Here is a 26,342-nt window from a genome sequence, read left to right as displayed (position 1 = left end):
TACTAAGGGCTCTCTATTCTCCATTCGTTACTATTTTAAGACTCGTATCCTATGAGTGAAAACAGACAGATGATATTTGCTATGGTTGCCGGAGAGATCTCCGGTGATATTTTAGGCGCCGGTTTAATCGAGGCGCTGCAAGAATGCTACCCCAATGCTCGATTTATTGGTATTGGCGGACCTCGTATGGAAGCCCTAGGTTTTGAATCTCTGTTTTCTTATGAAGAGCTTGCCGTGATGGGCATAGTTGAAGTCTTGTCTCGTCTTCCTCGATTATTGAAAGTTCGTAAAACCTTGATCGATGAAATTTGTGCTATTAAGCCCGATTGTTTCATTGGTATCGATGCCCCAGACTTTAATATTGGCCTCGAGCTCAAGCTAAAAAATCGGGGGCTCAAGACGGTGCATTATGTCAGTCCTTCGGTGTGGGCTTGGCGACCGAAACGCATTTTCAAAATAGCCAAGGCGACAGATATGGTATTGTCATTGCTGCCTTTTGAAAAAGCGTTTTACGATGAACATCGAGTACCATGTACATTTGTGGGCCACACCTTGGCGGATGATATTCCGCTTATCAGTGATAAAATTGAGGCGCGCACCGCGCTGGGGTTAGCGCTTCAAGCGGAATATCTCGCGGTTTTACCCGGTTCTCGTGGTGGTGAACTTAAGCTGTTAGCCGAGCCTTTCGTTCGCGCGGCTAAGATAATCAAGCAGAAATACCCCGATATTCGTTTCGTGACTCCAGTTGTGAATGCTAAGCGTCGTGCTCAGTTTGAAGCGGCACTGAAAACATATGCCCCGGATCTTGAAATCCATATCATAGAAGGCCACTCGAGAGAGGTGATGGCCGCAAGTGACTGCATCTTGTTGGCTTCAGGGACCGCGACTCTGGAAGCCATGCTAGTTAAACGGCCCATGGTCGTTGCCTATCGTGTTAGCCCGATCACTTATCGCATAGCAAAATCATTGATGCTGATTGACAAGTATTCTCTACCGAACCTGCTCGCTGGAGAGGATTTGGTGACCGAACTCATTCAGGAAAACTGTACTCCAGAGAAAATTGCATCGGCAGTCTCTATGCAGCTCGACGGTGATTTTAGCAAACTCGAGAAGAAGTTTCTTGAACTCCATAGTCAGTTGAGATGCAACGCGAGTGCTCGCGCCGCAGAGGCCGTGGTTAAGCTCATCTCCCACTAGCTATACATTTTCAGTTTTAGCGCTCAGTTAGCAGGTATTAGGCATGGCAGTATTTAAAGGTATTACTCCCCAGCAGATAGACATCTTGAGTTTGGGGTTATACGCAGGCGTTGACGAAGTCGGTCGTGGGCCACTGGTTGGTAATGTGGTCACCGCAGCGGTGATTTTGGATCCTAAGAATCCTATCTTAGGGCTCAATGACTCTAAGAAGCTGACCGAGAAGAAACGTGAGTCTCTGTTCACCGAGATCCATGAAAAAGCGCTTTCCATTAGTGTTGGTCATGCGACGCCAGAAGAGATAGATGAACTCAATATTTTACATGCCACCATGTTAGCCATGCAGAGGGCCGTTGCTGGGTTAGAGATTAAACCCGTGAAAGTGTTAGTCGATGGCAACCGGACCCCCACTTTTCATCATGGCGACAACACAGAGCTCGTCTTAGAGGCTCATGCCATAGTGAAAGGTGATGGTTTGATTGCAGGCATCAGCGCTGCTTCAATTGTCGCCAAGGTTATCCGTGACAGAGAGATGGAACTGCTCGATATGGAGCATCCTCAATATGGTTTCGCTAAACATAAAGGCTATCCAACCAAGGCTCATTTTCAGGCCTTAGAGCAACATGGTGTGCTAGCTGAACATAGGAAGAGCTTCCGCCCGGTAAGAGATAGATTAACAAAGGATCTGGAAGCCAGAAGCTAGGTACACATTTTGTTCCTTTTACTTACCGTTCTGGCTTGGTTTGTCTGACTCTGTTAATCTTTCTCAGGCTTCCATCATCCCTTTTTTACTAATTTGTTTTACTAATTTAAGTACTCAAAAATATGTCTGATCCTAGTTTTGTGCATCTGCGCGTCCACAGCGACTTTTCCATGTCTGATGGCCTGGCCAAAGTGAAACCTATCTTAGCTAAGGTGTCGGAGCTAGGCATGCCAGCTGTGGCGTTAACCGATCAGACTAACTTATGTGGTTTAGTTAAATTTTATGGTGCCTGTCATGGTGCGGGTATCAAGCCCATCATAGGTGCAGATTTTTGGGTTAGAGTCCCTGGTTTTGACAAAGAGCTGTGTTCGGTCACTGTGTTAGCCATGGACAATGATGGATATCTGAATTTAACCTTATTAATCAGTGATGCCTACCTGAGAGGCCATATAAACGATAGGGCCGTTATCGACCAAGATTGGTTGGTTAAATACAGCAAGGGACTATTACTGCTCTCGGGTGGACGTCATGGAGATATTGGCAGGGCGCTGATAAAGGACAACCAGGTTCAAGTGGATTCACTGGTTGAGTTTTATCAGACTCATTTTCCCGACCGATATTATCTGGAGCTGCTACGTACTGGACGTCCAGACGAAGAGACCTATCTTCATCTGGCTGTGGCGCTGGCAGAAGAGAAAGGCTTGCCTGTGGTGGCCACTAATCAGGTGGTGTTTAATAGTCCTGACTTCTTCGACGCCCATGAGATCCGTGTCGCTATCTCCGACGGTTTTACCTTAGGCGATCCTCGTCGTCCGAAAAAATACAGTGATCAACAGTATTTTAAGAGCAGCGAAGAAATGTGTGCGCTGTTCGAAGATATTCCCGAAGCCATAGCCAATACGGTGGAGATTGCCAAGCGCTGTAATGTCACCGTGCGCCTAGGTGAGTATTTTCTGCCGAACTTCCCTACGGGTGAACTTAGCATCGAAGACTTCCTGGTAAAAGTGTCAGAAGATGGCTTGGAGGATCGCTTAGAATTTCTATTTCCCGATCCTGAGGTTAGGGCACAGAAGCGTCCTGCATACGATGAACGTCTGGATATCGAGCTTAAGGTGATTAACCAGATGGGTTTCCCTGGCTACTTTCTTATCGTGATGGAATTTATTCAGTGGGGAAAAGATCAAAATATTCCAATCGGTCCGGGTCGTGGATCCGGAGCGGGGTCCTTAGTGGCTTATGCCCTCAAGATCACCGATCTCGACCCGCTGGAATATGAACTCCTGTTCGAGCGTTTCCTTAACCCAGAACGTGTTTCCATGCCGGATTTCGATATCGATTTCTGTATGGACAGACGAGATGAAGTGATCGATCACGTGGCCGAACTTTATGGCCGTGATGCGGTATCGCAGATCATCACCTTCGGTACCATGGCTGCCAAGGCCGTTATTCGAGATGTGGGTCGGGTATTAGGGCATCCCTATGGCTTCGTCGACCGTATCTCTAAGATGGTGCCTGCCGAACCTGGTATGACCCTGGCTAAAGCCTTCGAGGTCGAACCTGCGCTGCAGGAGTCTTACGATGGCGATGAGGAGGTCAAAGATCTCATCGACATGTGCCGAATATTAGAAGGTGTGACGCGTAACGCGGGTAAGCATGCGGGCGGCGTGGTGATATCGCCGACCACAATTACCGATTTCGCCCCCATCTACTGTGACTCGGAAGGGAAAAACCCGGTTACCCAGTTCGATAAGAATGATGTCGAGACCGCGGGCCTGGTCAAGTTTGACTTCCTGGGGCTGAGAACCTTAACCATCATCGACTGGGCACTGCAGATGATCAATCCCAAACGGAAAAAATTGGGTAAAGATCCTGTGCGTATCGAGTCGATCCCCCTGGATGATCATAAGAGTTTCAAACTGTTGCAGCGTTATGAGACTACGGCGGTATTCCAGCTGGAATCCCGTGGTATGAAAGACTTGATCAAGCGTCTTCAGCCAGACAGCTTCGAAGATATGATCGCTCTGGTGGCCCTGTTCCGTCCCGGTCCACTTCAGTCCGGCATGGTAGATAACTTTATCGAACGTAAGCACGGTCGAGAGGAAGTCTCTTTCCCCGATGCCGAGTATCAACATGAGTCTCTTAAGTGGGTACTCGAACCCACCTATGGCATTATTTTGTATCAAGAGCAGGTGATGCAGATCGCTCAGGTGCTCGCGGGTTATTCACTTGGTGGCGCGGATATGCTGCGTCGAGCCATGGGTAAGAAGAAACCCGAAGAGATGGCCAAGCAGCGTGGTACCTTCGAAGAGGGCGCCATCAATAACGGTATCGACGGCGAACTGTCGATGAAAATTTTCGATCTGGTGGAGAAATTTGCCGGTTACGGATTTAACAAGTCTCACTCGGCCGCCTATGCGCTGGTCTCCTATCAGACACTCTGGCTAAAGACCCATTATCCGGCCGAGTTTATGGCAGCGGTAATGTCTGCCGATATGGATAACACGGACAAAATAGTCATCCTGGTGGATGAGTGTGAACGCATGGGCCAGCCTCTGCTACCACCAGATGTTAATAAGGGTTTGCTTAAATTCAATGTCGATGATGAAGGCAACATCGTTTATGGTATTGGCGCCATCAAAGGGGTCGGTGATGGACCTGTGGAGTCGATACTGGCAGCGCGTAAGGATGGTCCGTTCAAAGATCTATTCGATTTCTGTGCCCGGGTAGATCTTAAAAAGTTAAACAAGCGCATCATGGAAAAACTCATCTGCGCCGGAGCCTTGGATAGCTTAGGGCCTCATCGCGCCGCCATGATGGCAACCTTACCCGAGGCTGTTCGCGCCGCGGATCAAAATGCCAAGGCCGAAGCGATTGGCCAGCATGATATGTTTGGTTTACTCAATAATGACGCCGAAGATATTAAGCAGCAATTTGTGCAGTGCACCCCTTGGCCGGATAAGGTCTGGCTTGAAGGTGAGCGTGAAACCTTAGGTCTTTATCTCACTGGTCACCCTATCAATCAGTACCTCAAAGAACTGAAACACTATACATCAGGCCGACTCAAAGATGTGCATCCTACCGAGCGCGGCAAGACCATGAAAGCCGCGGGTCTTGTGATTGCGACGCGGGTGATGATGACCAAGCGAGGTTCTAAGATGGGGCTTGTGACTCTGGATGATAAGAGTGCCCGTTTGGAGGTGATGCTATTCACCGAGGCGTTCGAGAAGTTTAACCACCTGCTGGAGAAAGATCGCATCTTGATCATCGAAGGTGAGGTGAGTTTCGATGACTTCTCCGGTGGCAACCGTATGACAGCCAGAAACATCATAGATATGGGGGAGGCGCGTAATCATTTTGCCAGTGCTTTAGAGGTGGATATCACCAGTGATTCGGTCGATGAAACTTGGCTAGATAGCTTTAAACAAGTGGTGGAACCATGGAAAAAGGGCGCAGTACCTATCATAGTCAATTATGCTCAACCACAGGCTAAGGCCCAGTTTAAGTTGGGGGATAACTGGAGGGTGAACCCGACAGACGAACTCATGCTGGCGCTGGAAACCTTAACCGGAGCGGGTAAGGTGAGGATCTTGTTTTAATATGTCTCCCATAAAAGACTCTGCAGTCAGTGGATTTAATCCAAGCGGTTTGATTGGTGAGCTTGTCGACCAAACAGGAGTTAAAGATGGGGCTAAGTTAGTCCTCGCTTACAGTGGCGGCGTTGATTCCGAACTGTTAGCGCTAGGTTTGTCTGAGTTTGCCCGTGAGCACTGTGAGTACCGATATCTGTTGGTTCACGTTCACCATGGTTTGAGTGATAATGCCGATGTTTGGGTCAGACATTGTGAGTCCAGGGCTAACGTTTATGGATTACCCATTAGTATCAAACGGGTCGTAGTGGATACCGGTCCGCGTAAGAGCATAGAGGCCGAGGCGAGAAACGTACGCTATGATGCGATTCAATCCCAAATGGAGCCCGGCGATGTATTGTTGACAGGACATCACCTGGATGACCAGCTCGAAACTGTGCTGCTGGCATTAAAGCGAGGCTTAGGTCCCAAGGGGCTATCGGCGATGGGAAGCACGCAAGTTTTCGACGGCAATAAGCAATTAATTCGACCTCTTTTATCTATCAGCCGTGAATTAATTGAGGCGAAAGCCAGTGCTCTTGGTCTGATTCACATTACCGATGAGAGTAATAGTGATGCTCAGTATGACCGAAACTTTTTACGCTTAGAGATCATCCCCAGGCTCAAAGCCCGCTGGGGGCCATAGCGACGACTGCGAGTCGTAGCGCATTTTTATGTGCCCAGCAACAAGCGGTTATCGATGATGAGGTGAGTGAACGCTTACCGGCTTTTATCTCATCCAGAAAAGAAGGGGGTCCTCTCGACTTAGGGCTTCTCGCGGCGCAGAGTGTCCACTGGCAATCATTGCTCTTCAGAGGCTTCATCGAAAAATTAGGTTTTGCGCCACTATCTCAGATTCAATTAGTTCAAGCATTGTCACAATTACTGACGGCAAGGCGTGATGCTAAGGTCGAGCTTAGATTGGGAGACTTGTTGATTAGACGTTACCAAGGGCTTGCTTTTCTTTCGTCGCTAATCGATGAAAAAAATGAGTCACCAATCCAGACGTGTATCGAGGTCGACTCCAGCAGTTTATTGGATAAGGATGCAGAGGTTAGTCTCTCCCTATCCAAGCGTAACAGGCTCTCGATAATTAAAGTTAGCCTCTCAGATAGAGTTCGATTACCCGATAGATCGCAGCTTGTTAGCATTCGTTTTTCGGTGAAGGGAAGTACCCGATGTCATCCTGTTAATAGAGATAAAGCCAGAGAGCTGAAAAAATTATGGCAGGAGTACGGTATTCCGCCATGGGAGAGAGAAAGAGTGCCCTGTATTTTCTACGGTGAGCAACTGGTGTGCGCCGTGGGTTATTGGATAGAAACCGGATTCTTGTGTGAACAGGAGGAACGCGGGTTAGTGTTCAATTCACATCAGGTTTAACACATCCAGTACCAACGGCATTAGCTAAGTCTAACTTCATTATCGGCTCAAGTATTCGGTATTAGTATCCGTATTGGATTAACTCAAGTCGGCTCTATAACATCTACGGCCCGCTGCTTTTGCACGATATAGTGCTTTATCGGCTCTCTCATACAATGAACAGGCAGTTTCATCGCTCTTCCATTGCGAGATGCCTAAGCTGGTTTGCACTTGATGTTTTTCGAACAGTGGCAATCCAGACATATCATGCAATACACGCCTACATAAAACTTCGGCAGCGGCCAGGTCTCCGCGGACCACCACAATAAATTCATCACCACCGACACGAAATGCCTGATCTGTATTTCTGATGGCTTTAGTGAGCAAGTGACCAAACTCTGAAAGCACAGTGTCACCAAATTGATGTCCATGTACATCATTTAGCATTTTAAAGTTATCGAGATCTAAGATCACAATCGACAATGCATTATCGTGTCGAGTCGATGTTGCAATGGCCTTCTTAAGACTCTCGATATAGTAATGACGATTGCCCAGCCTAGTGAGTGAGTCATACATGGCTTGTTGTGACATCTCTTGAAATTGAGTGGCATTAAATAAGGGTAAAATTACTAAGGTTTGCAGCAACTGTAATTGTTTTGCTTGTGAAGGCAGCAAAGGAGCGGCTAAGCTGTATTCGAGGCGCGCCGTTTTACCTTGGTGCACTAGTTGCTGCTGTATGGATAGCCCTTGGTGTGTGCCCCAAGTAAACTGGTGTTTGTTGTATCTCAGTTTTATACCAAGGATAGGCAAGTTTTGACCCATTACTTTGCCGAAGCAGGCAAAAACTGTCCTGGGATCTAAACTTTCATGTAGCTGCTGAATGATCTGTACGAGATCAGGATCCCGACTCTGGGAGCCAAGTAATTCAGGTTGATATCTCGGTTCATCAGAATAAAAATCTGTCGCTAGTCCTAAGTCCATCATGATTGCTCCATCAATGGCTGTATTGCTGAGGTTAATTCTCCTCGCTCATATAAGATTACTAGCAAAAAGTGTGCCTAAAATAATGTTAATTAAATTTGTCTTTATTTGTCATTCAGTTAATCTTTCAGTGGTAGTGATATAAAACCCATGCCAGTTTTTTGACTCGGAGTTCGAATTTAGAATGGAACATAGTTTTCTTATCCAGGTTCTGTCGATGCTTGTCATCGCAATCATCTCAATAGCCTTGCTCAGGCGGGCTGGCTTACCTGCTATCCTGGCATATCTGGTCACTGGGGTGATAAGTGGTCCTTCAGGTTTCAATTGGTTCAGTCAGCATCAGATGCAGTCGGTGGCGGAGCTGGGCGTTGTCTTATTGATGTTTAGCCTTGGCTTAGAGTTTTCTCTGCCAAGACTCTGGGCCATGAGACGTACGGTATTTGGACTCGGTAGTGCTCAAGTTGTGGTGACGACCTTGTTGGCGACCTGTATCTCACTACTCAGTTCCCTGAGCCTAGTGGAGTCACTGGTCGTGGGCTCTGCAATTGCGCTCTCGTCGACGGCCATAGTGCTTAAGCTGCTCAACGAGCAAGGTTGGCTCAGACGCCGCCATGGCGAGCTCTCAGTCAGCGTGCTGTTATTTCAAGATCTCGCGGTTGTCCCTCTGCTCATCTTGTTGCCTCTACTTGCCTCTGGTGGTGAGACCCTATCGATACAGGGTATAGGCTATGCTCTGGCGGAAGGGGTATTAGCCTTTATCGCCCTGATGGCGTTCGGTAAGTGGGGTTTACCCAGATTATTCGATGAGGTGGCTCGTTCACGCTCCAATGAGCTGTTTATGCTATCGACGCTGGTTGTGGCCTTGTTGACAGGTGCATTAACCCAATGGCTAGGCTTATCGATGGCGTTAGGCGCCTTTATGGCGGGTATGTTGTTAGGAGAAAGCCAATATAAGCGGCAGTTAGAGGCGGATATTAGACCCTTCAGAGACCTCTTGATGGGGTTGTTTTTCATCTCTATCGGCATGTTGATAGATTTCTCCTTAGTATTACAGTTCTGGTGGCAGATTTTAATCATCCTGATCGCCGTGATAGTAGGTAAAGCCTTAGTGGTATTTGCTTTACTCAGACTGGCTAAAGAGTCCTTTAGGATCTCGGTATCAACGGCTTTGAGCCTGGCTCAGGTGGGTGAATTTAGTTTTGTGGTGCTGGCACTGGCGGTGAATTATGAACTGCTCGATATCGAGCTCAGTACTAAGCTGGTGATGGTGGCGGTATTATCCATGGCCATTGCTCCCTGGCTGGTGCGGCATAGTCCGGATATCGCTCGCAGGCTGCAAGGGGTGAAGTCTAAGGGAGAGAAAACCTTAACAATAGAACCCCAAATCGAACATCAAAATGATCTGGTGTTGATATTAGGTTATGGCCGGGTTGGTCAGACTATCGCCCGCTTTATGAAGACAGAGGCTGTGCCCTTCTTAGTGCTCGACTTAGATCCTACCCGAGTATCTGAAGCACGAAAGGCTGGTGAACCTGTGTATTTTGGCGATGTGTGTAAAAGGAGCATACTCAAACAGGCCAAGATCAGGGAGGCTAAGTTAATCGTATTGACCTTCAGTAGCAGTCGTATTTTGGAAGAAGTATTACCTCTTTGTCGTCAACTGGCACCCGAGGCTAAAATTTTAGTGCGTACCCGAGACGACACTGGCATGGAAGAGCTCGAAAAAGCCGGGGCGAGTCAGGTGATCCCTGAAACCTTAGAAGGCAGCTTAATGTTGGTCTCCCAAGTCTTGTATCAGTGCGGAGTCCCGCTTACGCGTATATTAAAGAGGTTAGAGTATGAGCGTCGTAACCATTACAAGTATCTTCATGGCTTCTTCTCCGGCGCCGAGACTGATTTTACCCTAGAGCATCTTCACGCCGTGGCTCTACCTAAAGGCGCCAGCGCAGTTGGCATGACTTTAGCCGATATCCCCTGGGAGAAACTTAGAGTCGAGCTAAGGGCGGTGAGGCGCAGTGGGGCTGAAGTCGAAAGCCCGGCACTCGATTGGAGCATACACTCCGGCGATATCCTGATTATTCTGGGTAAGCCAAGACGCATCGAAAAAGCCGAAATTTATCTACTACAGGGATAAATCTAAAAATAAGACAACTTGAGTGCCTGAGTGTCAGGGACTCATAGGGCATAATTTAGTGTTACAGTTACTAACTTGTTAATTTTTTAGCTCTAATGATACCCTGTTGTCGGCAATAATCAGACAACAGGGAATGTCATGTTCAAAAAACTCCTCAAATATTCTGGGCTAGTCCTGCTCATTATCTTGGTATCAGCCAGTGCTTTTGCGGCCCATGAATGGTTCGCTAAGAAACCTGTCATGTTTCGAGCCTTCTTAGATCGCACCTTGATAAAAATAGCATTCGAGAGTCCGGAAACCTTAACATCCTTAGGCTTCCTCGAGTCCGTAGGTATCAATGGTCATAACGCAGAGCTGGATGATGATAGACCAGAGAAGGCCGATGAGCTCTTTGCTCAACTCGAGGGCATTCAGCGGATCTTGCTGACATATGATGATGCCTCTCTCGATGAGAATGAGCTGCTGACTAAGGAGATAGCCCTATATTTGCTGAGTTTTTCTGATGATGCGAAAGCCTTCCGTTATCATAACTATCCGGTGAATCAGCTTTTCGGTATTCAAAATGGCTATCCTAGCTTTATGGAGTCTCAGCATCAGGTTAATTCAATTGAGGATGCCGAGCATTACCTGTCTCGCCTGCAAAAGGTGAAAGTGAAATTTGAGCAAAACCTACAGGGATTAAGGATCAGAGAACAGAAGGGGATCATCCCCCCACGTTTCGTTATCGAACGTGTACTGACTGAGATGAACGGGTTTGTCGACACACCTATCAAAGAAAATATTCTCTACACGTCATTGCAGAGCAAGTTAGCCGAAGTGGGGGATATCCCTATTCAAGAGCAGGCACGTATCTTATTGGCGGCGCAGGAACGTATTCGAGACTATGTTCACCCAGCTTATGCACTATTTATCGATTATTTTTCTGAGCTTGAGGCTAAGGCGGGAACCGATGACGGGATCTGGCACCTCCCCGATGGCGAGTCTGCTTACCGGCTATCACTCAAATTCTTTACCACCACAGATTATACCCCGGATGAGATTCACACAATGGGCCTCTCAGAGGTTGCTCGACTTCAGTCTGAGATATTAGCTATCTTAGAATCTGAAGGTTATGGGGTCGATGATGGCTTCTTTGCTGCGATTGAAACTATGGCAGCAGATCCTAAGTTTTATTATGAAGACAGCGATGAAGGTCGCGAGCAGATCTTATTGGATTATCAAAAAATCCTCGATGAGATAAATATGGGGCTGGATGATGCATTTAGAATTCGCCCACAAGCGGGCATGGAAGTCGTACGTATCCCAAAGTTTAAAGAGAAAACGGCTCCTGGTGCTTATTATCAACAGCCGGCGCTCGATGGTAGTCGTCCCGGCCGTTTCTTCGCCAACCTCTATGATATTAAGGCAACGCCAAAATACAGTATGCGAACTCTTGCCTATCATGAAGCAATACCCGGGCATCATTTTCAAGTCGCGGTAGCGATGGAGTTGGAGAATATGCCGTTTATTCGCAAGATGGCTCCCTTTACCGCTTACTCGGAAGGTTGGGCACTCTACTCTGAGCAGGTGGCTTGGGAGCTGGGTTTTCAGGACGATCCTTTCGATAATATTGGCAGGCTGCAAGCCGAGCTATTTCGCGGGGTGCGTCTGGTGGTGGATACAGGTATACACCATAAACGTTGGACCAGAGAAGAGGCCATAGAGTATATGAAGCTCAATACCGGTATGGCTGATAGCGATGTGGTGTCTGAGATTGAGCGTTATATTGTTATGCCAGGTCAGGCAACTTCTTACAAGGTCGGCATGATGAAGATCTTATCTCTGCGTGAAAAAGCTAAGCTGGCTTTGGGTGATAAGTTTAATTTACGAGACTTTCACGATGTGGTGTTGAAAAATGGTGCTGTCCCTTTAGACATACTAGAGAGACTCGTCGATCGGTATATATATACCCAAGCCACTTCAAAATTCTCGTTTCAGAGCTCCCGTAGGATAGCTGGACAAGGCAGTGATTAAGAGAATGGTTACTCCCTTTTCAATATCACTAACGCAATGCAGGTATTCTACGGGAACTCCCGTAGGGCAAGGCGATAAGCAACATTTTTCTACGTTATGAAATATTGAATTAGTATAACTAGTACTACTATTTCATGCCTTAAACTCTGTCACTTCTCGACATGCTGAATCCTGTATTTCGAGGTCGTTTGGGTATAGGAGATTCACTTATCGCAAAAATTTAGACTAGGCTAATAGGGTCTGTTTAATTTTCAGCCCGAAAGATAAACAGACCCCCTAAGGTTTATATCCTGAGGTTTACATCCTGCCAGGCAAGGAGAAGCCATGTTCTATTATTTCGTGTTTTTGATACTTGGACCCTTGTTACTTATACAGGGAAGGCTAGTGCGTAAGAATATACCCATATTGGCTGAAGCCACAGGAGGGCGCAGTGGCCGCTTAGGTGAGGGTAGACCTCTGAGTCTACTGGTCGTTGGAGATTCTGCTGCGGCAGGTGTTGGTGTAGAGACTCAAGATGATGCCCTCAGTGGCTGTTTGACCCGGGAACTGGCACAGAAGTATTGCGTGGATTGGTCTCTGGTGGCGAAATCAGGTAATACGACGGCAGATCTTATCGAGACGTTACAAGGGCGCCCTTTTCAAACCGACTCCTTATCAGTGGGCAGCTTGCCAGCCAAGGTGCTTGATGACAATTGGTTAGACAAAAGGAGCGCACCTGATATCGATGTGGTATTGGTCTCGCTTGGAGTCAACGATCTCTTGAGTCCGATAGGGGAGAGTCATTGGATAGCTCAGCAGGTACGGTTAATTAAACTGCTTAAATCAAAATTTTCCGCCAAACATATCTTGATGACAGCCGTCCCGCCTATGCACTGTTTCCCTGCCTTACCCCAGCCATTAAGATGGTTTCTGGGACTGAGAGCGTCGGAGTTTAACCGTAAACTAGTGTCGCTTATCGAGCTTGAAAGTGAGTGTGAGCTGGTCATTATCCCCCTTATGCCGATAGCATCGGATATGGCCAGTGATGGCTTTCATCCCAGCGCAAAAGTGTATCGACTCTGGGGAGGCACGGCAGCTAAAGCCATCGAAAAGAGAATTGAGAGCCTTCTGCATCGTTAAGAGTCTTTAGCGTCATCAAGAGTTTATAGGAACCTTCAGTTTGATAAAAAGCCCTCAGCCTAACGAAGAGCCTTTAGCGACTAGCTCCTGTGACTCGCTTATCGCGATTTAGCTCTCTATTTAGTTATCATGAAGAAATCACGAAGCTCATCTATCTGACACATGGCATCCTGATAACCTAAGTCAATAAGGGCACTGCAGTAGGCCTGCTCGAATAACAGGTAGGACACGATACTCGAGTCGGTATCTTGTTTTATGCCGATAGGTCTGAGCATAGCTTTTACTGCCGTCGGCATCTCCTGATAGTAATAAGATGCCAGCTGACTCAAGTCTTCACTGGGCTTGATGACTAAGGTTTCTATCTTTGTCAGAGGCAGCGACTCTCTCTTCTCCTTAGGGATTAATTCTAGCGTGGCATTGATCCGCTCCAGACGTTCCAGATCGCTATTTAAGGTATCGGAGAAGATGGTATCGAGCAGATGACCGGTAATGGTCGCCGTCTTAGGGTGGTGGGCTAGCTCTTGGGGCTGCTGCTTGTGGGGGCTCTCTAAATTTATCACCAAAATTTTCTTGGCCCCAAGATGAATCGGACTGCTCAAGGGGGCGAGTTGATGCACTGAGCCATCGCCGTAATAGCCCTGATTGAGCTTAATTGAGGGGAAGATTAGCGGGATGGCCGAACTGGCGAGTAGATGGTCTGTGTTGAGCTGAGTGCGTTGGCCGCTGCGCCTGTCCCTATGCCAGTCAGTAATATCATGACTGCCCTGGAAGAAGGTGACCGATCTCGATGTGTTATAGCAGGAGACATCGATGCTCAAAGCGTTGAGAGCACCACTGGCGATATTTCTGTCGATACGAATGAAGTTGATAAGCTGATTGAGCATGTCGCGTAGGGGATCGCTGTTAAACAGGCTGCCGGCATTGGTGTTGATCCTGTCATCTTGCAAGCTCATGAGTAACATCTTACATAAGTGCCCGAGTATTCCCCTGGCCGAAGACTTATATATCTTCTCGGTTCGAAAGTTACGCCATACCCATTCGAGTTTACGCACCCCTAGATGAAAGCAGGAAGCATGAGTGGCGATAGAGGTACCATTGATGGCCCCGGCTGAGGTGCCGCAGATTATTTTGAAGGGAATACCGTGATTTCGTGGGTAAAATTGCACGATGGCCTTGAGTACACCCACCTGATATGCGGCCCTTGCACCGCCGCCGCCGAGCACAATCGCTGTTTTTTCTGGCAAAGCCTTCTCCATTCACAAGTCTCTGGTTTAATTAAAGCCTCTAATGTGGAAGAAAATCAAGCAGATTAATGGATTAAAATTGTTCGGCAGCTTTCTACAAAGATTCCATAAAAAAACGCGCACTCCGATGGAGTGCGCGTCTGGTGTCAACACCAGCTAAGCTAGCGGCTTAATTGTTGGCGATTACTCGGCAGACTTAAGGAAGTCGAGCAGTTGATCGAATGGGATCTCCTGCTTCTCACCGGTGCGACGGTTCTTATACTCGAACACGCCATTATCGATATTGCGATCGCCGATAACGACAACATGTGGCAGACCCACAAGTTCCATGTCGGCAAACATCACGCCCGGACGCTCTTTACGATCGTCAAATAGGACTTCGATGCCTGCATCATTCAGATCTTGATACAGCTGCTCGGCAATATCTTTAACGCGATGAGACTTATGCATGTTCATCGGTAAGATACCTACGGTGAACGGCGCAATGGCTTTTGGCCAGATGATGCCGCGATCGTCATGGTTCTGCTCAATCGCAGCAGCCACGATACGGCTCACGCCCACACCATAACAACCCATAAGAAGAGTCTTAGACTTACCATTTTGATCCAGTACATTGGCATGCATAGATTCAGAGTAGTTAGTCCCTAGCTGGAAGATATGACCGACTTCGATACCGCGAAGTAGGGCGATAGTGCCTTGACCACAAGGACTCGGCTCACCTTCGATGATATTACGTAGATCGGCTACTTCTGCCTGAGGCAGATCGCGCTCCCAGTTGATACCGAAATAGTGCTTGTCGTCCTGGTTAGCGCCGGCGCCAAAATCACTCATCACATTAACGCTGTGATCGATATACACAGGGATGTTCAGGCCGACTGGGCCGATAGAACCAGGTCCTGCACCAATCGCCTTACGAATATCGGCTTCATCGGCAAATTCAAATGGAGCCAGTACGGCTTCAATTTTTTCAGCCTTAACTTCGTTGAGCTCATGGTCGCCACGAACCACAATAGCGACTAAAGGTACTTCTTCAGTTGCGCCCTTAACGATCAAGGTCTTCACTGTGTTCTCGATGGCGATATCGTGTTGTTCGACGAGTTCGGCTATGGTCTTAGCATTAGGCGTATCGACCAGAGTCATCTTTTGGGTTGCTGCTCCACGGGTACCCGTAGGCATCGGCGCTTCGGCTTTCTCGATGTTTGCGGCGTAATCGCTCTCGGTCGAGTAGGCGATCAAGTCTTCACCGCTATCGGCCAGGACGTGGAACTCATGGGACATGCTGCCACCGATAGAGCCAGTGTCAGCTAAAACCGGGCGAAAAGACAGGCCCATACGCTCGAATATGTTGTTATAAGCCTGGAACATGGCGTCATAGGTGACATCCATAGACTCTTGATCCAGATGGAAAGAGTAAGCATCTTTCATCAGGAATTCACGAGAACGCATCACACCGAAGCGAGGACGAACCTCATCACGGAATTTGGTCTGGATCTGATACAAGGTCAGAGGCAGCTGCTTATAGGAGTTGATCTCTTTACGTATGATGTCGGTGATGACCTCTTCGTGGGTCGGACCCAATACGAAGTCGCGGTTGTGACGATCTTGGAAACGCAGCAGTTCGGGACCGAACTTCTCCCAACGACCCGTCTCAACCCAAAGGTCTGCCGGTTGAACCATAGGCATTAAGATCTCTACTGCACCTGCCTTGTTCATCTCTTCACGGACGATAGCCTCTACCTTACGCAGAACGCGAAGTCCTGTCGGTAACCAGCTGTATAGACCCGAAGCATTACGGCGGACCATGCCCGCACGTAACATTAATTGATGACTGACCACCTCTGCATCTGCAGGGGTCTCTTTTTGTGTTGAAAGCAGGTACTTGCTTACGCGCATTACCGATATCCAGTTCAGAAATAAATAGGCCGACATTTTATCATCTGAGAATATGATGTCACCAAGTTTATTGGCCCTTGGAATGAAGGGCTATTTCATTTTCTGGTTTAGCTTCTGGCTATTTTGTCTCTAGCTGAGTTTGAAGCCTCCAACAACGTCGTTTAGCTGCACATTAGCCTGTATTAATCTCTGTGTGCTTTTGACCGTATCAACAGCATTACTACTCAGTTGGCGGATCATCTCGTGAATTTCAATCATATTGATATTTACATCTTCCGTTATCAGACTCTGCTCTTTTGCTGAAAATGCGATCTCTGTAGTTAGGTCATTGATTCTAGTGATTGAGGAGGTCATATTTTCAAGGGAGCTCATTACCCGTGAGGTGGTGTCTACTGTTTTGCTACAGCTTTTTTGGGTGGAATCCATCGAGGAGACCACTACTCTCGTAGCTGAACGTAAATCGCTCAGCATCCTATCAACCTCTGAGGTACTCTGCTGAGTACGAGCGGCTAACGCCCTGACTTTACCAGCAACTACCGCAAAGCCTCGCCCCTGCTCACCAGCTCTTGCCGCTTCAATCGCAGCATTGAGTGCCAATAAGTTGGTCTGCTCGGCAATTTCATCGATAACTCTGAGTACGGCATCTATTTTTTCAAAGTCTTGGCTCATGGTTCCAATCGATTGCGTCATGCCGTCGACCTGCTGAGCCAGTTTAGATAAGCTGTCGGTCGCCTCTTGAACAACGATTTTTTAACGCTCAGCCTCATCGCTAGTCGATTGAGTAAATTCAGCAGCCCTTGCGCCGTTTTGTGCTACAGACTCTGCTGTTGCGCTCATCTCATTGATGGCGGTAACGACTTTCTCAATCTCTAGTGTGTGCATTCAATAGGGCCTTATTTGAATCAGTTTTATTCTGTTAGCTCATTAATCTCGAGCTGTATCCCTTGATTGGACTGAGACACATCCAGCATTATTTTCTGTAAATTTTCGATGAAACTATTGATCCCTCCTGCAATCTTGCCGAGATCATCTTGACTGTATACATCAAGACGGCGAGTTAAGTCTGCATCGCCTCTGGAGAGGCCAACAATAATATCACGCAATGAACTGAGGTGTTTAAATGTGCCGTAAATAATAAAGAAACTGACAGGAAAAGTAATAATAGAGACAATAAATAAGGCTAGTGTAATATTCTACTTAAGCTATTTGTATTATTTACTATACGCTCGTTATCTAGAAAGGCTGTGAGCGTCCAGGTTTTATTGCCAATATTCAGATTGTGGACAAATGGGGTTAACTCGCCATCGACCTTATTGGAATGTAAAATCTGGTTGAGAGGATCGCTAATTTTAATGTATTGCCCATTAAGGCTTACTTGTGATAGGTGTTTTTGTTAGGTCTATATAGAATATATTACCGTTACCCAGCCCCTTTGGGATGGTAATACTTAATAACGGTGTTTTATTCTGGTAGAAGATATTACTTAACTCTGTACCTGTAGCTTGAGTTAACTGCTCTCTAACCTTCTTAGCTTGCCTTACATCGGGAATTGGCCCTTTATCACTAGTCACTTCATTGTTAATTATTCTGATTATCGAAGCGGATTCGCTGTTTTTTGTAGTTTTAATCAGAGGGTTACCTTCTAATCTTAGGCTCTCGGTCAAGAGTATCCAACTGTTAAAATTTTCGGTTGTCTGAGCATCTACTAACCCCATCAGAACATTAATATTCCTCTCTTCGTTTTCTAAAATATAGCTACTGACATAGTAGTTAGCACTTAAGAATGAAGTGAAAATGGTAGTTATAAATATGAGTACTAGGGTAGAGAGTATTTTTACTTTGAATGATAACTTGTTTGCCATTACATTTCCTATAGTGAAATTTATTTTAGCGTAAGTTACAACTGACAGTCACAATAAACTACAGAGATCTTTATACAATAAATGTCGTATCGATCAATAAAATGAAAATATCTATTGTGGGGGATCATTAAAAATACAATTTGTAAATGTTTTATATAGGTGTAAATCCGGGCGGTCATAATTTATGGGTTATTTTAATTTCTTACTAAATATTAATAAAAAGCTTAATTAGGAGGCTATTATGGCCGGTCCCCGGAGTACTGAAATAAGCCTCGAAGACACACCTTAATATCACTGTTGTAGCCACATTGTCCGCCACGTCCATCTCTGTGGAGGTGACAAATATACAGGTAAAGGCTATGACCATCGGCGAGCTTGGGTAGAAGCGCGGATACTTAAACTGACACCGAAGTTTGTTAAGGGAGAGATCATTGATGGCATCAAGTTGCTTAGTTAAAGCATCTCAATGCAGTCAGTATTTACAAGCAAGCTGATACTTTCAAACATGTCTGATTCCAACTAACCGATTTATTTATTGGGTCAGCAGTCCCGCATTTAATTCACCATTTAGCTAAGATCTCTTTGTTTCTGATTCAATCTCAAATGACATGGATCAAGAAAAATTCTAGATGGACTAGAATATCTCTTAGGGATGGAAAATCTGAGTATAAATTTTGCTCTTGATACCCTACAAAATAGATTGGGTGCTGACTCTGATATTGATTCATTTAGTGACCTGTTTATTCAATCGTTTGCCACTGTTTTGAAAAAGTGAGGTTGTATATTTCACACATGCAGGAGAATACGAACTATGGGCGTTTTGCAAAAACTATCAGAACTCAATTTAGTCATAAAATATCGAAAACAGCTAAAGCCTGTTTTAACATCCTACTTACATTTTTTCGAGAATACCGAAACGTCGGTGTGGGGCTCGATCACCGAGGATGATGAGCAGGGGATCAAACATGCTGTTGTTCAATCAGGCAAGCATAAAGGTCCAATTGTTGAAATAGGGGCGCTTTTTGGTCACACAACGAATTTACTCGCATCAATGAAGCGGACTGGGGTTATTCTTATTACGGTGGAAAATTTTACTTGGAATCCTTTTTCTCTGCCTCCTGAGGTACACCGTCAGTTTACAATGCGCACACTTCGTTACGCATTAAAACATTGTTCAACCCAGGTTTTTGATGGTAATGCGGCGGATTTCTATTTGGCCAATGGGACCCTCAAACCAAGTTTGATTTTCATTGATGCAGGACATGACTACGAATCCGTGAGGAAGGACATTGATTGGGCCGTTTCTACCGGTTGTCCGGTTATATCTGGTCATGACTATACGGTTGCTCATCCTGGTGTGGTCAAGGCCGTTGACGAGACATTCGGCAATAACATTTCCCTTTACGGCTCAGTATGGATCCATCAAAGGCGCGAATGTGAATAAGGTGAAGCTGCGGATGGCGAAAATGCCGCTGCACTTCTACTTTGAGCAATGGCATTATGTATGTTGTTCATTAGTAATGAGTGACTCTCATTGCCGAGGTAATAATAAATGAGCATGTCGAAATGACGTTAACAATGGTAAAGCAATACCATGAATTTCTACTTTCACATTTAGTCAGTCCATTTTCTCTACTTATCAATAAAGTAAACGCCTACACATATGATTTTGATGCACAGGTAAATTTAGCTACATTAAAATAAATCAATGCAATGGCCGTTGTAGCATATACTCGCTCTGCGAAAATCAGTACGGAATCCGACATGTCACTTAATTGCTCTACACATAAACACACACCTACACCTTATCCCTTCTATCCCCAATCACCCTCGCTGGGTTACCGGCAACGATGGCATAGTCTGGTACATCTTTAGTGACGGTGGCATTCATGCCTATAACGGCGCAGTCGCCTATAGTGACGCCATCGACTATGGCGGCTTGAGCACCTATCCACACATCTTTGCCTATGATCACACCTTGAGATTCGGAGCTTTGCCGATAGATAGCTGTGTCAGGATGCATACCATGGTTGAAGGCATAAATGGTGACGTTATTGGCGATGCGGGTCTGAGAGCCTATGGTGATGCCTGCGCTGCCGCCATCGAAAGAGCAGCCATGGTTTATCGCGACTTCATTGCCCATTATTATCGGGCCGTGGAGGAAGCTGTCGGCGGCGATCATGCATTTATTACCGATTGTGATACCTCGGTTTGGTTCGGCAAACAGGTTTGCCTCCGGGGCGATGAAACAATTAGCACCTAAGCTGATGGTCTCTAAGGCTATCAAGTTGGCTTGTACTTCCTGCTGCCAAGGCTCGGCCCAAGCCAGTAACTTGGGTTTGAGATTGAAGTAGAGCCAAGGCATGTAGGCCATGCGTTTCTTATGCTGGGCTTGATAGTCGTCTTGTGTCATCAATTATGCAGTCAGTTAAACACTGACCCCCGTCTTAATCTCTTGCACAACAATGGTGTCTTCACTATCACTATCGTTATTTTTAGCATGAGCATGAGTAGCTTCGACAACGTGCCAAAGAATATCGAGATCGTACAGGGCGACTTGATAGATCTTAGGGTCGGCTTTAGCTTTCTTATAGGCGGGACGCGGGTCTTGGGCAAGGACACCTATGATGAGCTCTTCGAGGTGTTGGTATTGCTCGAGCCCCTCATAGCTTGCTAGCTGCTGCTTAGCATCTTGACTAAATTCTACCTTGGTCAGTTTTGGCGCTTCATGGGCGATGCCGCCTAATGCATCAGGAACCGAATCTGAGAAGGGAATATAGGGTTTGATATCTATGATGGGTGTGCCATCTAGGAGATCCATTCCCGAGATCTCTAAAGCCAGATAGCCTCTGCGCTGGTGAATTTTATGTAGCTTAACTACTGACTGGCCTAAGCCGTTGGGCCGGAAGGTGGAGCGAGTAGCGAACACACCCAGCTTTTCGTTGCCGCCTAAGCGGGGAGGGCGAACCGTAGTTTTCCAGCCCTGGGCAAGGTTTTGATGGAAGCAAAATACTAACCAGAGATGAGAGTATTGCTCCAGGCCTCTGACTGTATCGATATCATTATAGGGGGCCTGGAGTTCGACAAAACCGCGGGCGGCGTTGACGAGTCCCGGTTGTCTGGGGATCCCAAATTTTTGTTTATAGGGCGTACGACAGTACGCCACAGCTTGAATTTGACTGCTAAAACTCATTGATGACTACTTTGAAGTGGAGATTAAATATTTAAGCAGATTACTGCTTGTCTGTTACTGGCGTTTTGATTGCCTGGCCGACACAGATGGCGCGGCTGAAACAGCCCTGGCCTTGCTCTTCAAATACCAGACACTTCTTGATAACCAGTCCGTTAGCCCCTTTATCGGCAGCAGCTCTGCGGGCTAGAGTTCGTGCTTCACTTATCGCAGCCGGCGCATCATTGGCTTGCTCCTGGCATGTTTCGCCTTCAACTAAACCTATGATCTCATAAGGAAGTTTTGGTGCTGTAGCATTATTATAGACAGTGACATCCGATGCCTTGAAATAATCGTCGATGGCTTCACCATTGAGGTTACTGTTAAATTTATATTCGCCGGCACAGGCGCTAAGCAGTAAAACTAGTGCAGAGATTAATAGGGTCTTCATTATTCAGGCCTGTTATTAGAGTGACTGACGTACTCATATTCGTGATATTGGAATTTATTTTTATGATCCTAACAGTAGGAATTCTAGCGCTTTAGATACTTTTGATAAAGCTGTTGTTGACGATTATTGAGATCTATCTCGCGTCCATTGATATAGACTTTTTCTATCTTGGTTTCCATGGGATCTAAGATATCGCCTTTAGACACCACCAAGTTAGCTTTATAACCTACGGCTATCGCTCCCATATTATCTACGTCGAGGATTCTTGCGGCATTCAGGGTGACACTTTTCAGTGCTTCTTGCCGAGTGAGTCCATAAGCCACGGTTTGACCCGCAGCCAGTGGTAAGTTACGGCTATTCCAATCCGATGAGAAGCCTAAGGCGAAGGGGATTTCGGCTTGCTTGAGTAGGGCGGGGATCTTAAAGCTCAGGTCAATAGGCTCATCTTTTCTCATCGGCAGGCTTAAGGTGCGAGTATAAATCACTTTAGCCTGTATTTCGTTGAGCAATTCACCTAAGCGCCAGGCATCGTAACCACCGACGATAACCAGTTTGAAATGGTATTGCTTGGCCAGAGATGCCGCTTCCTCTATCTGCTTTTGGGTGTTGGCGTGTACAAATAGCTGAGCTTCTCCCTCGTAGAGGGGAAGCAAGGATTGCCATCTTAAATCGACTTTGTTGATTTTATTAACCTTACTTGCCAGAAAGTAACGGTATCCGTCAGAAATAGCTAAGGAGATATCGACGATTTGATCATTATATTTATCTATCTGCTCCTGGCGTTTCTCTTTATCTTGAGAAAGACGACCGAATTGGGGCCAATAGAGGTGAAAAGCGGCTTGAGTCGGCACTAGCGCATCTTCCACTGTCCAGCTATCGAGAGAGACCAGAGAAGACTGCCCGGCTAAACTATCCCCCTGAGGCACGACTTGGGCATGGGTAATACCATTGACGCGTATGGTAGGTATGATCTCCGAATCTGGGTTGAAGGCGGTGATGACTTCGAGTTGGGGGTTGATCTCGCCAACTTCATAACTGTCATTACTGGGGCGCATCATCTCAACTTCGACAAGGCCTAGGCTGGTATCTAGGGCGATGAGCCCAGGATAGATGTGCTTGTCTGTCATATCTAAATGTATCGCTTCTGGAGCGATAAGATTTTGACCTATGGCTATAATCTTGCCATCTTCTATTAAGAGATCTGTGTTTAGCTTCACCCCATCTACGGCGGTATGTAAGCTGGCATTGGTAAATAATATCGCGGTCGACTGTGCCTCGGCGGGGATCATATCGTGGCCATGGACGGGCAAGGTGACAATGCAGCCTAAGCCTAGAGAAAGCAGCACTCGCTTGGCAGCCATAGACATCTTCTTACTCACTATGTGTTGTATTTGTGCATGTTCAAGCGCTTTATTTCGCTCTTTAGTTACTCGAGTCACAGGCTTCATAACGCAGCTCTCATTTGGTGTGCTTGATGCCAAACATCGTATTGAGTGTCGCAGTGCCATTCTGGCTCATTGCTCTCTATGACCGCTTCTCCGGGAGGCAGCGTGCTGGGTTTGGACTCACTGAGCAGTATCTTTTGTATTAGTGCCGCTCTTTCTTTAGCGATATCAGTTTGCAACTGCTTGTCTGTTTGACGGTCAAAATAGCGTTTGCCTTCTATCCAGGTAGCATCAACTTTTGCGTAAACAGATAATGGCGAGTGATCCCATAATACGATATCCGCTTGCTTACCTTTAGTTATCGAGCCTATGTATTGATCGACGCCCAATTGAATCGCCGGGTTGATGGTGACCATCTTCCACGCATCTTCTGCCGACATATCACAATACATCATAGACTTGGCGGCTTCCTGATTTAATCTTCGCTGCATCTCATAGTCATCTGAGTTGATGCTGGTGAGCACGCCCTTGCTCTGCATCAGGCAGGTGTTTTGGGGAATAGCATCATAGACCTCAAATTTATAGGCCCACCAATCAGAGAAGGTTGAGGCCGAGGCGCCGTGTTTAGCCATCTCTTCTGCGACTTTATAGCCTTCCAATACATGGGTGAAGGTTTTTACCTTGAAGTTATAGGCTTCTGCCAGGCGCAGGAACATCAAGATCTCAGATTGAACATAGGAGTGAATATGGATATCCCGTTTTTGCTCTAGCACTTCGGCGATAGCGGCTAAGCGATAGTTGGGTTTAGGCGCGATACGTTTGCGCTTCTCACTGCCTCTGAGGCGACGATAATCATAAATTGATTTTTGATAGGCGCTGGCTTCGTTGAATGCCTCGATGAACAGAGATTTAACCCCCATGCGACTTTGTGGGAAGCGTCTGTCGAAATTATCACCCCAGTTACTCTGTTTCACGTTTTCGCCCAGGGCAAACTTGATGCTGGGAGGCGCCTGAGTATATTTAAGCGTGTTGGCATTCTCGCCCCAGCGCATTTGGATCACCTGGGCCTGACCACCGATAGGGTTCGCACTGCCGTGTAATAGCTGCGCTGTGGTGACGCCGCCGGCTAAGGCGCGGTAAATAGCGATATCATTGGGATTGATGATATCGCCGATGCGCACTTCTGAGGTGATGGCATCTGTACCTTCATTGGTACCGCCATTGATGGCAATATGTGAGTGCTCATCAATAATACCTGCGGTTAAATGCTTGCCTGTGGCGTCGATATGGCGATAACCCGAAGGTGTTTTCAGGTTTGTGCCTATCTTCTCTATCTTGCCGCGCGATATGAGCACGTCGCTGTTTTCAAGCACTCCTTGTTCATCAGAGGTCCAGATGGTGGCGTTACTTATGTGTAGCTTCTCTGTTTTAGCTAAGCTGTCTCTGCCATAGGCGATATTGGGTAAGGTTAACTTAGAGATAAGTTCGACAGGTGTTTCATCTTCTTCAGTTTTTGGCGTTTCGAAGGCGTCTCTCAAGACTCCGGCTACAGGGGTGAGTGCGCCATCCTTATCTGACATGCGGCCACGAATGCCTTGTTCGTCAAACCAGAGTGTGAAACGGTTGATGCCCTCGAATCCAGCCTCTGTCATATCGACATTAAAGGTTAAGCGCTTATTGAGATAGGTCACCTGAGACAGTACCAACTCTTGTTCGCCGCTTGCTAAGGTGCCTGACATCTTGTCATCTTCTTTATTGGTGTTAGAGATAGACAGGTCCAGTGAGACTTGTCCTATCTGGATTTGATAGCTGGAATCCAACAGATCAGTATCCCTATCGATAAGTGGGTGTTCATCACCTTGTAACCAGATGCTGTAAATTACGCCATCTTCGAAGATATTACCTTTAGTGATCACTAGATCCGCAATAAACCCGGGCTTCAATCGACCGCTAAATTCACTGGTGCCGACAATTTCTGCGGCTTCGGTGGTGAGTGCGGCTAATGCCGTTGCTTCACTCAGGCCATATTTTACGGCCTGCTTGAGTCTAGGCCAAAAGTCTTCGGCTGTGATGCCGTGCTGAGTCAGTGAGAAGGGAAGCTGAGACTCTTCAACAGCCATCAAGTTAGCCGGTGCTCGCTCCCAATGTCGCATCTGTGCCAGGCTTATCTCTCTCTCACTGTCGTCATCGCCAACTAAGGGGGCGGCAGGGAAGTTTAATGGCAGAATTAAGCCATAACCATAAGTTTTCAGTTCGTCTAGCCGAGTGTACTCCATACCGTTACCCAGTAAACTTGCTTTATATTCATGTTCATTTAATAAGCTGGCAGCCCTGAGTTGACTGTTGAGGTTGCTAGTATCGAAAATAATCTGTTCACTCTCAATATTGGCTATAGCCAGGAGTGCACTATTAAATTCAATCAATTGAGTTTCAGATTTTGAAAATGACTTGTCTTTATTTTCTTTATACCAATTGGCATCGGCAAAAGTTTGTCTAATAAGCGCTATGCTGCCCATCAAAGAGCTTGGGTAATCTTGGGGGGAACTGCCCTTATCGAATGCTAAAAAATGACCGGAATGAGCACGATAGATAATTTCATTGGCACTTTTTTCAGCTAAAGATAATGTCACCCCACGTCCACGAAAGATGCCATCTAAATTACTGCTCTGAACACTGGTAAATCCATTTTTGATCCAAGGTTCTGCATCATTTTTATTAGGGTGAACATAATTGAACCAAGATTTTTCAGAGTGAATAGCGCCATTTTCAGCATTTCCACCTATACGTTTTATCTCATAGATAGGAGGTCGCACTTCATCTTGTGGGTATTCAAATTCGATGGCGTAGTCGGTAAAAGGGTCGATAAACCCCGGATAGATGGTATAACCATGCAGATCGATAATGAGTGCATCCTCTGGCACTTTATTATTTTTTATGACCTCTATAATCTTATTGTTTTGAATGAGTAAACTGGCATTTATTATTTTTTTACCTGGCTCAATCATTAAGGTCGCATGAGTGAGAGCGGTTAATTTGGGGGTGTTATCAGTGAGTTGATCATTTGCCTGCGCTTGCAATGAACTGATTGACAATAATGTCGTGATTATCGTTATTATTTTTATTTTGTGATGCATTTTAGACATTAACTATGAATAGTGAAACCTAGCCAGAGGTTATCTGAATTTTAGTGTAAATACCAAGTGGCAATT

General features: G+C 46.4%; 19 protein-coding genes and 1 pseudogene. 8 read left to right on the top strand and 12 right to left on the bottom strand.

Annotated features, from left to right (window positions below; genetic code table 11):
* Positions 1 to 51 precede the first annotated feature (51 nt).
* The 4 genes and pseudogenes from lpxB (at position 52) to tilS (ending at position 6,903) form a co-directional block, all read left to right on the top strand.
* The gene (gene lpxB / locus FM037_RS20115) at positions 52 to 1,197 is read left to right on the top strand and encodes a lipid-A-disaccharide synthase (RefSeq protein ID WP_144047465.1); all 1,146 of its coding nucleotides are present in this window, start codon (positions 52 to 54) and stop codon (positions 1,195 to 1,197) included.
* Between the two features lie 43 nt (positions 1,198 to 1,240).
* Positions 1,241 to 1,897 (top strand): ribonuclease HII, encoded by a 657-nt coding sequence (gene rnhB, locus FM037_RS20110; RefSeq protein WP_144047464.1) that lies wholly within the window; start codon positions 1,241 to 1,243, stop codon positions 1,895 to 1,897.
* Between the two features lie 122 nt (positions 1,898 to 2,019).
* On the top strand, positions 2,020 to 5,493 hold the full coding sequence (gene dnaE, locus FM037_RS20105) for a DNA polymerase III subunit alpha (protein ID WP_144047463.1): 3,474 nt from the start codon (positions 2,020 to 2,022) through the stop codon (positions 5,491 to 5,493).
* Between the two features lies 1 nt (position 5,494).
* Positions 5,495 to 6,903 (top strand): annotated as a pseudogene (gene tilS / locus FM037_RS20100) (tRNA lysidine(34) synthetase TilS).
* A gap of 78 nt (positions 6,904 to 6,981) precedes the next feature.
* Here the strand turns inward: tilS and dgcS are convergent.
* Positions 6,982 to 7,863, bottom strand: a complete 882-nt coding sequence (gene dgcS, locus FM037_RS20095; protein WP_185977086.1) for a diguanylate cyclase DgcS — start codon at positions 7,861 to 7,863, stop codon at positions 6,982 to 6,984.
* Between the two features lie 184 nt (positions 7,864 to 8,047).
* Here dgcS and FM037_RS20090 point away from each other — a divergent pair, with 184 nt between their 5' ends.
* From FM037_RS20090 to FM037_RS20080, 3 genes are all read left to right on the top strand, one after another.
* Positions 8,048 to 9,997, top strand: coding sequence for a monovalent cation:proton antiporter family protein (locus FM037_RS20090; protein ID WP_144047461.1), 1,950 nt, complete (start codon positions 8,048 to 8,050; stop codon positions 9,995 to 9,997).
* A gap of 138 nt (positions 9,998 to 10,135) precedes the next feature.
* Entirely contained in the window at positions 10,136 to 12,010 is a 1,875-nt protein-coding gene (locus FM037_RS20085) for a DUF885 domain-containing protein (RefSeq protein ID WP_144047460.1), read from the top strand.
* Positions 12,011 to 12,394: 384 nt separating this feature from the next.
* Entirely contained in the window at positions 12,395 to 13,129 is a 735-nt protein-coding gene (locus FM037_RS20080; RefSeq protein WP_229380949.1) for an SGNH/GDSL hydrolase family protein, read from the top strand.
* Positions 13,130 to 13,245: 116 nt separating this feature from the next.
* Here FM037_RS20080 and FM037_RS20075 read toward each other — a convergent pair whose 3' ends face one another.
* The 6 genes from FM037_RS20075 to FM037_RS28870 form a co-directional block, all read right to left on the bottom strand.
* Positions 13,246 to 14,373, bottom strand: a complete 1,128-nt coding sequence (locus tag FM037_RS20075) for a patatin-like phospholipase family protein (RefSeq protein WP_144047458.1) — start codon at positions 14,371 to 14,373, stop codon at positions 13,246 to 13,248.
* A 183-nt stretch (positions 14,374 to 14,556) separates the two neighbouring features.
* Entirely contained in the window at positions 14,557 to 16,266 is a 1,710-nt protein-coding gene (locus FM037_RS20070; protein ID WP_144047457.1) for a proline--tRNA ligase, read from the bottom strand.
* Between the two features lie 129 nt (positions 16,267 to 16,395).
* Positions 16,396 to 16,956 (bottom strand): methyl-accepting chemotaxis protein, encoded by a 561-nt coding sequence (locus tag FM037_RS28880; RefSeq protein WP_229380948.1) that lies wholly within the window; start codon positions 16,954 to 16,956, stop codon positions 16,396 to 16,398.
* A 60-nt stretch (positions 16,957 to 17,016) separates the two neighbouring features.
* On the bottom strand, positions 17,017 to 17,148 hold the full coding sequence (locus FM037_RS30000; RefSeq protein WP_267874791.1) for a hypothetical protein: 132 nt from the start codon (positions 17,146 to 17,148) through the stop codon (positions 17,017 to 17,019).
* Between the two features lie 26 nt (positions 17,149 to 17,174).
* Positions 17,175 to 17,369: a HAMP domain-containing protein gene (locus FM037_RS28875; RefSeq protein WP_221937433.1), complete on the bottom strand. Its 195-nt coding sequence runs from the start codon at positions 17,367 to 17,369 to the stop codon at positions 17,175 to 17,177.
* Between the two features lie 261 nt (positions 17,370 to 17,630).
* Positions 17,631 to 18,128 carry a hypothetical protein gene (locus tag FM037_RS28870; RefSeq protein ID WP_144047454.1) on the bottom strand — a complete coding sequence of 166 codons (498 nt, stop codon included), beginning with the start codon at positions 18,126 to 18,128 and terminating at the stop codon, positions 17,631 to 17,633.
* A gap of 811 nt (positions 18,129 to 18,939) precedes the next feature.
* Here FM037_RS28870 and FM037_RS20045 point away from each other — a divergent pair.
* On the top strand, positions 18,940 to 19,572 hold the full coding sequence (locus FM037_RS20045) for a class I SAM-dependent methyltransferase (RefSeq protein ID WP_144047453.1): 633 nt from the start codon (positions 18,940 to 18,942) through the stop codon (positions 19,570 to 19,572).
* A 354-nt stretch (positions 19,573 to 19,926) separates the two neighbouring features.
* Here the strand turns inward: FM037_RS20045 and FM037_RS20035 are convergent, their stop codons facing one another.
* The 5 genes from FM037_RS20035 to FM037_RS20015 form a co-directional block, all read right to left on the bottom strand.
* A complete protein-coding gene (locus FM037_RS20035) occupies positions 19,927 to 20,541 on the bottom strand; it encodes an acyltransferase (protein WP_144047451.1) in 615 nt (204 codons plus the stop codon).
* A gap of 15 nt (positions 20,542 to 20,556) precedes the next feature.
* Positions 20,557 to 21,321 (bottom strand): tRNA (N6-threonylcarbamoyladenosine(37)-N6)-methyltransferase TrmO, encoded by a 765-nt coding sequence (gene tsaA, locus FM037_RS20030; RefSeq protein ID WP_144047450.1) that lies wholly within the window; start codon positions 21,319 to 21,321, stop codon positions 20,557 to 20,559.
* Positions 21,322 to 21,361: 40 nt separating this feature from the next.
* The gene (gene rcsF / locus FM037_RS20025; protein ID WP_144047449.1) at positions 21,362 to 21,748 is read right to left on the bottom strand and encodes an Rcs stress response system protein RcsF; all 387 of its coding nucleotides are present in this window, start codon (positions 21,746 to 21,748) and stop codon (positions 21,362 to 21,364) included.
* A gap of 83 nt (positions 21,749 to 21,831) precedes the next feature.
* The gene (locus FM037_RS20020; protein ID WP_407695669.1) at positions 21,832 to 23,109 is read right to left on the bottom strand and encodes an amidohydrolase family protein; all 1,278 of its coding nucleotides are present in this window, start codon (positions 23,107 to 23,109) and stop codon (positions 21,832 to 21,834) included.
* An 83-nt stretch (positions 23,110 to 23,192) separates the two neighbouring features.
* On the bottom strand, positions 23,193 to 26,267 hold the full coding sequence (locus FM037_RS20015) for an amidohydrolase family protein (protein ID WP_144047448.1): 3,075 nt from the start codon (positions 26,265 to 26,267) through the stop codon (positions 23,193 to 23,195).
* Positions 26,268 to 26,342: the final 75 nt, after the last annotated feature.

This window comes from Shewanella psychropiezotolerans (genome assembly GCF_007197555.1).
GTDB lineage: Bacteria > Pseudomonadota > Gammaproteobacteria > Enterobacterales > Shewanellaceae > Shewanella > Shewanella psychropiezotolerans.
The sequence above is the reverse complement of the archived record's forward strand: the minus strand, read 5'-3'. Positions and strand labels throughout refer to the sequence as shown.